This is a genomic window from Pseudemcibacter sp. (assembly GCF_965661635.1).
In the GTDB taxonomy this organism is placed as follows: domain Bacteria; phylum Pseudomonadota; class Alphaproteobacteria; order Sphingomonadales; family Emcibacteraceae; genus Pseudemcibacter.
This window is the reverse complement of the sequence record NZ_CBFIEP010000055.1, coordinates 1-8,621: the sequence shown is the minus strand read 5'-3', so window position 1 is coordinate 8,621 and position 8,621 is coordinate 1. Positions and strand designations below refer to the sequence as shown.

Here is an 8,621-nt window from a genome sequence, read left to right as displayed (position 1 = left end):
TGGCCAATTTCGGACTGTTTACCCCAGGCATAACGTCCATATTGATCAATCGAACTGAAGACTTTATGCGGATGAAAGTCATCCATAAAAGCACAAGGGCCATAATCAATTGTTTCACCCGCGATTTGCACATTATCCGTATTCATGACACCATGAATGAAACCAAATGACATCCATTTGGCAATGAGTTCGGCCTGCCGTGCGGCGATAAGTTTTAGCAGCTCTGCATAGGGGTTCGCCGCATTTAACGCATCGGGGTAATGGCGTTCAATCACATAATCCGCCAATATTTTTAACGAGCCATTATCTTGGCGTGCATAGAAATATTGAAATGTTCCAATACGAACATGACTTTGCGCGATACGGGTAAAAACGCCCCCTGGCTCAAGTGTGTTTCTTACGACATTTTCGCCAGTGGTTACGGCAGCAAGCGCGCGTGTGGTTGGTACACCAAGTACTGCCATCGCCTCACTGACAATATATTCACGTAATACCGGCCCAAGCGCCGATTTACCGTCACCACTGCGTGAGAAAGGCGTATGTCCTGATCCCTTTAATTGAATATCGCGGCGGATACCATCATTGCCAATGACCTCACCGATTAAAAGCGCCCTGCCGTCACCAAGTTTTGGTGACCATCCACCGAATTGATGCCCCGCATAGGCCATCGCAATGGGGTCTGATCCTTTCGGCAAAGCCTGCCCCGAAAGCATTGCCAATCCCTCTTTTGATTGTAGCCAATCGACATCAATGCCCATGATATCGGCTAATTCAGTGTTGACCCTTATTAAGGTTGGCTCTGGTGGCGCACTTGGGTTCACTTTTTTAAAAAAATTTTCCGGCAACCGCGCATATGAATTATCAAAGGGGATTTGCAATAAATTAACCTCGTACGAAAAAATGAAATGACGTCTATAGATTATATAGTGAGCATCCGCATTTTAACAAGCGAGGAAAGTCCGTTATTTTGAGACGTTCTCAAGAAATGAAAGTACGGCTGCCCATTCTGCGTCCGTATTATGTTTCGTTCTATCCGTAACCAACATAGATGAGCCATGAACACCATTTTCGGCCACATGCATTGTGTAGCCGGAAGCTTTAAAAAGTTCAAATTGTGCAATGTTCGTTTCATTTTTAAGTTCAGAAGCGGGACGTAAAATCATAACAGGCACCGATATTTTCCCTGCTTGGTCGCTTGGTTGGCAATTTCCCATAAATTCACCTTCTGCCGGGGAAAATGAACGCACCGCTAAAACATCACCCGCTTCACTTGCGGCGACTTTAAGGACGAGGGCCGCACTATAACTGCTCCCCCAAAGGATTTTCTTACTGTTCGGATATTTTTCATTAGCAAATTTAAGGGTAGAAATTACATCAGGAAGAACCTCACAAAATGGTAAACGTTCAATACCCAGAGCCTCCAAGGTTCTATTGTTTATATCATCGCGGTTACCACACCCACGGGCATCAACCGCAAGTACATTATATCCGTTTTCGACCAGCCGTGCCGTTATGTCATTATATTCACCGCGCGCATTCCATCCTGCCTGATGATGTAGCATAATAAGCGGAGCGTCATCATTTCCTGCATAATAGTCACCGTAAATTGTCGTACCATCGATCCCTATAAATTCAATTTCTTCGGCCATAAGCCCTGTGATTAAGCCAATATAAAAAATAACTGCAGTGATAAAAAATTTCATGATGTCTCCTATTTTTCAAAACCTTAAATCAATTGTGAGCAAAGGTCAAAGCAGCTTGAGTAGCATATCTAATTTAGTCACCCTTTATAATACAATTCTATTTTCTTATGGTTGTTATTGGAAAAGCAATATATTTAGCGGTTATAAAGACATAAATCACAGTTAATTAAAGGTAAATAATATTTATTTATTAAATATTAAACATTAAATAAAATCGTTATACAAATATATAAATTTCGATATAATATTTTCATGTTTAAAATAAGTTGTTTTGGAGAATGACTATGAAACATTTTAAAATGAACAAAAGTAGCGAAAAAGAAATCTATTCCGGATTGGATTACTACGACTATTCAGATTTCGATGATGATTATTATTATGACCTCATCGAAGAAAAGACCGATAAACGGTCAAAACGCAAACGTCCTAATCGTAAAAGCTCAAATTATGCACATACATTTCACAGCTATATAAAGGACTATTAGCAAGTTGACAAATACGGGAACAACAAGCCGTTCTATAAGACTCAATATTGATCTATCCTGAGTACTTATAAACGGCTTGTTTCATTTTGAAGGTTTAGAGAATTCTTTTTTTATAACATTTATCCCTTGTTGAATATTTTTAATCAATTCGATGTCAATATTATCAGAATAGGCCAAGTAAGCTGGATACTTAAAGCTGGGAGCCCAATCAACAATACGGATATCACCGTTGTCGATTAGAGGCTGAGCAATCCGTTTTGGAAAATAGCCGCTCGAAGGTGTCAGTAATAAATATTTGATCCCTAAAGAGCCCATATCAAGTGAAACACGGGGTGTCGTAATTTCTGGAAAATTCAATGCGTGATCACTGATAAATTCTGGACCCCAATCAACAAAAACATAGTCATGATCGAAAACCTCGGTGTTATCCGGGAGGGAGGAAACCAGTACGAGTTCTTCTTCAAATATTTGTTTTATTTTAAAGCCGGGTCTGTTCTCAGGGCGATACATAATGGCAATATCCAATGACCCCTCGGTAAGTTTTTGCATGAGGTCTGGCGAATATCCCAATTCGGTTTTAATTGCCACTTCCGGCATATGAATTCTCATCCATGGTAGTAAACGCATTAAAAAATCATCCCAGAGACTGACTTGTCCTCCGATGACCAGAAGCGCTTCCATTTGTTCTCCTAAACCAACAGATAAACGGGCTTCGTCCCATATTCTAGCCAGTGCAATTGCATGTTTTAGAAAATGTTTACCCGCAACTGTTAGTCTTGCGCCTTGCTTGTTACGTTCAAACAGAGTGGTACCCAATTGCTCTTCCAGATTTTTTATACGAATACTCACCGTTGACTGTGTTACAAACACCTTTTCTGCAGCCGCAATAAAACTTCCCGTATCGGCGACGGCTATAAAAGTTCTAATTTGTGGAATGTCCATTATTACATCCTTTTAATATTTAATTTCTAAATAACATTATCATAAAATATTCAATATTCGAATTTAAATTTTTCGGATATTATCCCCCGTAAATGATAACAATAAAATTGGATCTAACATGAGTGAAGTTGAGCAAAACGGCTTTTTAACAGTAGACATACCGGCAATTAATAATTCGGACAACAATATATCTGTCGAAGCAGAACTTCTTGGTGATAGCAATAGTAAAGGCGTTAAATCCATGACATCAGAAGAATATAAAGCGATGATTGAAAAACTTTATTTCAAATAATCATATCTAAATTGTTATTTTTCTGGCGATTGAAGTAATATTTTCCTTTAAATAAGTGCTTATATTTTTTGCATTTTTCAAGAGAGAAATATTATTGAAATTCTCAATAGATACCATTTAAAAAATTCGATATTCAAATACAGAATTGTAAATACTATTGAGTTAAAATTGTTTAAATTTTGAGAGAAAAGCAATGATTTTAAACCTGCAAAATGAGCGTCATTTAAAGTTATCAAACTATCATCTCAGCGATGTCGATTATGACCCAGAAGATGATTTGGATTTCGACGAAGATTTGGATTTCGACGAAGATTTAGATTTTGAGGACGATGAAGAAATTGAAGACGATGATGATTTTGAAGTATTAGACTTTGATGAAGATGGTGCAGATACAAGCAGCGGTTATTACCCGTACTTCAGATCAAACAAACAACGATATGACAACGAATATTAATTCTCCTTCTTCAAAACACACCCATAACAGTTATTATAAAGGGGAACGATGGCAGACCAAAATTCAACTCAATAAAAAAATCCATTATTAGTCTTCATTTTTTCACTAAATTGATGAAAAAATAATCTATTTAATATTTCAGAGTTACATGTTCACTACGCTTTACATGTGTATAATTAGGCATTATTAAGTAGTCATTCACAAATTAAGTAGGTGGGAAAAGTTATGGGAAAAGATATCATTTGGTTGCGTAGTGAATTTCGAAAAACGGAACGTCGTACGCCATTATTACCGAAAGGCGCAAAAGAGCTTCTTGATGACGGCTATCAAGTCATTGTTGAAAGATCACAAAACCGCATCATTAAAGATGGCGAATATGAGGCTGCCGGCTGTGAAATGGTTGATCCCGATGGTTGGAAAAACCCACCTGAGAACGCCATTATTCTTGGGTTAAAAGAATTACCGGATGATCCGGAAGTTATAAAAAACCCTCATATTTTCTTTGCACATGCCTATAAAGAACAAGCAGGCTGGAAAGAGATGCTAACGCGTTTTGACAAAGGCGGTGCAGACCTTCTTGATATTGAATATATGACACGTGAAAATGGAATACGTTATGTTGCCTTTGGTTACCGTGCTGGATATATGGGAGCGGCGCTTGCGCTTCTTCATTGGAATAGTAAAGAAGCTGGTAATGGTGATTATTTAAATCAATCACTAACCCCATTTGAAGATGCCGATATCCTTGATGAAACTATTGAGAAGCTAGGCGAAGGCGCGAAAAAACCAAAAGTGCTTATTATTGGTGCGGGTGGACGGTGTGGTACAGGTGCATCGGACATATTTGAACGTCACGGCGCGATCATCACAAAATGGGACCGAGAAGAGACAACGAACCTAGACCGAGAAGCATTAATGGATCATGACATAATGATCAATTGCGCGTTTATAAAGAGCAAGCAGCCACCATTCATTCGCAAAGAAGACATCAAAGCAGGAACTAGATTTTCCATTGTGACGGATGTGTCCTGCGACCCCTTTAGCGACTTTAATCCCATTCCCATTTATAATGAACCGACCAGCTGGGACGAACCTTATTTGGTTGTGAATGGTGAAGATGGTAAATCAATTGATCTTATTGCCATTGATAATCTTCCGTCATTGTTACCGCGCGAATCCAGTGAAGAATTCGCCGGTCTAATGCTTCCGGAACTTAAAAAATTAAATGGCCGCGAAAATGCGCAAGCCTGGGTCTCGGCGAAAGCCAGCTTTGATGAAGCTGTCGCTAAAATGAAAAACAGCTAATTTATTAATATAAAGAGATAAAAATGTCATCAGAAAAACCTTCTATTCATTGGATTGGTGCAGGATTAGCATCTGGTCCTGGTCTTGTATCCCTTGCCAACAAATGGAATGAGGCAACAGTATGGGATATGGTACTAGATAGAGCGCATGAATTACAAAAAGAAGTGAGCGCTGACGCAACATTAAACGTTAAGCAATTAAACCTCGCTGATGAAGCATCGCTAAAAAACTTTCGCGATACGTTAAATAATGGCGATATCATTATTTCGATGTTACCCGCCACTTTCCATGTTCAAGTGGCGCACATTGCCCTTGATGAAAAATGTCATTTGGTGACTTCAAGTTATTTAAATGATGAGATGGTGGTCTTAAATGATCAAGCCGTTGATAAAGGGCTTTCATTTGTCAATGAAGTTGGCCTTGATCCTGGAATTGATCACCTCTTGACGCATTTAATCGTTGATGAAGCACGGAAAAATGGTGTTCTTGGTAAAGGAAATCAACTTGATTTCATTTCTTATTGTGGTGGCTTCCCCGTTATTACCAATGATTTTGCTTATAAGTTCAGCTGGACACCGCTTGGCGTGTTAACGGCCCTTAAAAACCCGGCACAGCTTATACAAGATGGTGTTGAAACAACAATTCCTACGGCATGGGAAAACATCAAAGAAATTGCCATTCACGGCGAAACATTTGAAGCATACGCAAATAGAAACAGCATTCCATTTGTTAAAGAATATGCCTTAGAGAATGAAACCAATCTTCGTACATTCGTTCGCGGTACTTTAAGGCTTTCCGGTTGGGAAGCGGCGTGGCAGGATATTTTTAAAGTCATGGAAAATGCAACCATGGACGATCTTAAAAATCTTTCCGATGAACTATGGTCAAAATATCAATATGACGATGGTGAAGAAGATCGCGTTGTCCTTTATGTTGCGCTAAATTCAACTGACGAAAATGGTGATGCGTGGGAAACGTCCCTTACCCTTGATACCACTGGAACAGGTTGGAGATCAGCCATGGCGAATACTGTATCATACACGGTAGCCGAAGCCGTAAGCGCATTAATGGAAAATAGATTAAGTGCAGGCGTTCAAGCCGCACCACATGATATTGATGAGGCGCGCCTATGGCTTAAAGGATTAAATGAAAAAGGACTTGAATTTAAAGCCGTTAATATCGAACTTTAATTTAAGGCTAATCTTCTTTTTTAACGCTATGACCACCGAATTGGTTACGCAGTGCAGAAACCACTTGTCCTGTATAACTTGGGTTGCCCGTTGAATCGAGACGGAACTGAAAAGACGCTTCAATAACGGGAGCCGGAATATTTTTGCTGCTTCCGTCTTTTCCAACACAATTTTTCGCCTCGGCAACGGTCCATTGCCCCTCACCGCTATGTGAAACTTCACCAGAGATCGCGGTTAATTCAACGCCTTCTTCTTTATAAGCATTTTCAAGCCAGCCAACGAGGCGAGATTCAATCACGCTTCCCGTATTATAAATTCTTGAAACTTCCTGAAGATCTAAGTCAAAGCGGCTTTCTTTTAATATTTCGAACCCTTCGCCAATAGCCTGCATCATACCGTATTCAATACCGTTATGTACCATTTTCACATAATGACCGGCACCTGTTTCCCCCATATAGGCATAGCCACCTTCGATGCATAAATCTTTAAAGAGCTGTTCATATTTATCAAATTTTTCGCGCGCACCGCCAATCATCATACAGGCGCCATTGCGTGCACCGCTTGGGCCACCACTAACACCAACATCCATGAAAACAAGTCCCTTACTTTTAAGCTCTTGCCCTCTTCTAACCGTTTCCTGATAGTTGGAATTTCCGCCGTCCATTATCACATCACCCGGGTTAAGAATGGATGACAAATCAGATAACACATCATCAACAATATTATGAGGCACCATGATCCAGATAAATTTTTCACCGGATAATTTTGTTTCAAAGTCACTTAAATTGTCTACTGTCTCTGCACCGGCGGCTTCGGCCTCTTTGCGTGCGGCTTCGTTTGGATCGGTTGCGACAACCTCATGCCCGTTTTCAAGTAATAATTTGACCATTCCAAGGCCCATTTTACCAAGACCAATATATCCGATTTTCATTTAACTTAATTCCTGTATCATTTAAATAGTGTGTGAAAAGCTGCAACACATTAAGCGGCTCTTAAATAATAATGCAAGATAAATTTATATGTTTCACACTGGTATTGGGAGTTCTAATGTGTAAAAATTATTGCAATCTAGTAAAGGAAGAAAAATGTCACAGGCGATTTAACCGAAGAAGAACGTCAAAAAATATTTGAGATCGCAGAAAAATGCCCCGTCCATAAAACAATAACGGGTGAAATTATTATTGACGCGACGCTTAAAGATTAAAGTTCGGTTCTAATAGTCCAAAGTTCAGGAAAGAACCTGTGGTCAACTGCCTTCTTAAGCCACCCTACACCCGCTGAGCCGCCTGTGCCCGGTTTGAAACCAAGAATACGTTCAACCGATACAAAGTGCCTATGGCGGTACTGCGAAAATATATCAGCCAGTTCGGTTAATCCTTCACCGAGCATATATAATTCATTGGTGGGAGTTGGATCAGAATAGACCTTAAGCCATGCGGCTTCTACAGATGCGTTTTCCTTATAAACTTCCGTCCAATCGCGATCCAATGCGGCAGCATCAATCGCAAATTCATTACGTGCTAATAGCCTAATAACATCATCATAAATACTAGGAGAAGAGAAATTTTTTAAAAGCGCAGGATAAACATGAGGCACATTGCTGTGGGCCTCACACATATGTTTATTTTTATTGCCTAGAATAAATTCAATATGTCGATACATGAAGGAAAGCTGACCAGACGCGACACTTAAATAATCCCTGAATTGATTAAACCCGTCCGTACGTATCGTCGAAAGCACATCCCACACATTCACAATTAATTTTAAAATCTTCTTAGAGCGGTCCATAATCACAAATGCATTAGCAATATCATCATCACGAATACGAAGCTGTAAATTATATAGTTCAAAATAAAGCGATTTAAAAAGCAATTCTTTTGCCTGCCCCATAATTATAAAGCACATTTCATCATACCCTTGTGAACGAGGATGCTGAAGACTTAGAAGCAGGTCAATACTTTCATAATCAATATAAGGGTTACTGTTTCCATAAAAGTTCGTAATCGGCTCGCCGTCAGTTTCAAGAACTTTTTCCTCGCGGCTTTGATCGTCTTTTACATCCATTGGTCTTGGGTGCGGTGAACCGTCAACGCCATTTGGGTCAACAATTTCCGGAATGACAAATTCAAAGCTCATTAAAAACTCCTGTTATATTTCGATATTAAAAAAGCGTGCCGCATTCGCGCCCAAAATGGAAGCTTTTTCATCATCCTTTAATGATGGATGATGACGCACCAAAGCACCCATATC

The 8,621-nt window shown here is 39.6% G+C and carries 10 protein-coding genes; 5 read left to right on the top strand and 5 right to left on the bottom strand.

The annotated features are described in order from the left end of the window. On the bottom strand, positions 1 to 878 hold an 878-nt coding region (locus ACTF6W_RS04085; protein WP_438993269.1), incomplete at its 3' end, for a protein adenylyltransferase SelO. 84 nt (positions 879 to 962) lie between these two features. Further along, a complete protein-coding gene (locus ACTF6W_RS04080) occupies positions 963 to 1,703 on the bottom strand; it encodes an alpha/beta hydrolase family protein (RefSeq protein ID WP_438993268.1) in 741 nt (246 codons plus the stop codon). 284 nt (positions 1,704 to 1,987) lie between these two features. Here ACTF6W_RS04080 and ACTF6W_RS04075 point away from each other — a divergent pair, with 284 nt between their 5' ends. Further along, positions 1,988 to 2,188, top strand: coding sequence for a hypothetical protein (locus ACTF6W_RS04075; RefSeq protein ID WP_438993267.1), 201 nt, complete (start codon positions 1,988 to 1,990; stop codon positions 2,186 to 2,188). A gap of 81 nt (positions 2,189 to 2,269) precedes the next feature. Here the strand turns inward: ACTF6W_RS04075 and ACTF6W_RS04070 are convergent, their stop codons facing one another. Beyond that, the gene (locus ACTF6W_RS04070; RefSeq protein ID WP_438993266.1) at positions 2,270 to 3,130 is read right to left on the bottom strand and encodes a LysR family transcriptional regulator; all 861 of its coding nucleotides are present in this window, start codon (positions 3,128 to 3,130) and stop codon (positions 2,270 to 2,272) included. Between the two features lie 118 nt (positions 3,131 to 3,248). Between ACTF6W_RS04070 and ACTF6W_RS04065 the strand changes: the two genes are divergently transcribed. From ACTF6W_RS04065 to ACTF6W_RS04050, 4 genes are all read left to right on the top strand, one after another. Further along, positions 3,249 to 3,422, top strand: coding sequence for a hypothetical protein (locus ACTF6W_RS04065; RefSeq protein ID WP_438993265.1), 174 nt, complete (start codon positions 3,249 to 3,251; stop codon positions 3,420 to 3,422). Between the two features lie 193 nt (positions 3,423 to 3,615). Next, a complete protein-coding gene (locus ACTF6W_RS04060) occupies positions 3,616 to 3,876 on the top strand; it encodes a hypothetical protein (protein WP_438993264.1) in 261 nt (86 codons plus the stop codon). A gap of 225 nt (positions 3,877 to 4,101) precedes the next feature. Beyond that, on the top strand, positions 4,102 to 5,181 hold the full coding sequence (locus tag ACTF6W_RS04055) for a saccharopine dehydrogenase (RefSeq protein ID WP_438993263.1): 1,080 nt from the start codon (positions 4,102 to 4,104) through the stop codon (positions 5,179 to 5,181). A 23-nt stretch (positions 5,182 to 5,204) separates the two neighbouring features. After that, positions 5,205 to 6,371 (top strand): saccharopine dehydrogenase C-terminal domain-containing protein, encoded by a 1,167-nt coding sequence (locus ACTF6W_RS04050; protein ID WP_438993262.1) that lies wholly within the window; start codon positions 5,205 to 5,207, stop codon positions 6,369 to 6,371. 7 nt (positions 6,372 to 6,378) lie between these two features. On the opposite strand, the gene gnd is transcribed toward ACTF6W_RS04050, so the two are convergent. Continuing rightward, on the bottom strand, positions 6,379 to 7,302 hold the full coding sequence (gene gnd, locus ACTF6W_RS04045; protein ID WP_438993261.1) for a phosphogluconate dehydrogenase (NAD(+)-dependent, decarboxylating): 924 nt from the start codon (positions 7,300 to 7,302) through the stop codon (positions 6,379 to 6,381). Positions 7,303 to 7,571: 269 nt separating this feature from the next. Next, positions 7,572 to 8,507, bottom strand: a complete 936-nt coding sequence (locus ACTF6W_RS04040) for a tryptophan 2,3-dioxygenase (RefSeq protein ID WP_438993260.1) — start codon at positions 8,505 to 8,507, stop codon at positions 7,572 to 7,574. Between the last annotated feature and the right edge of the window lie 114 nt (positions 8,508 to 8,621).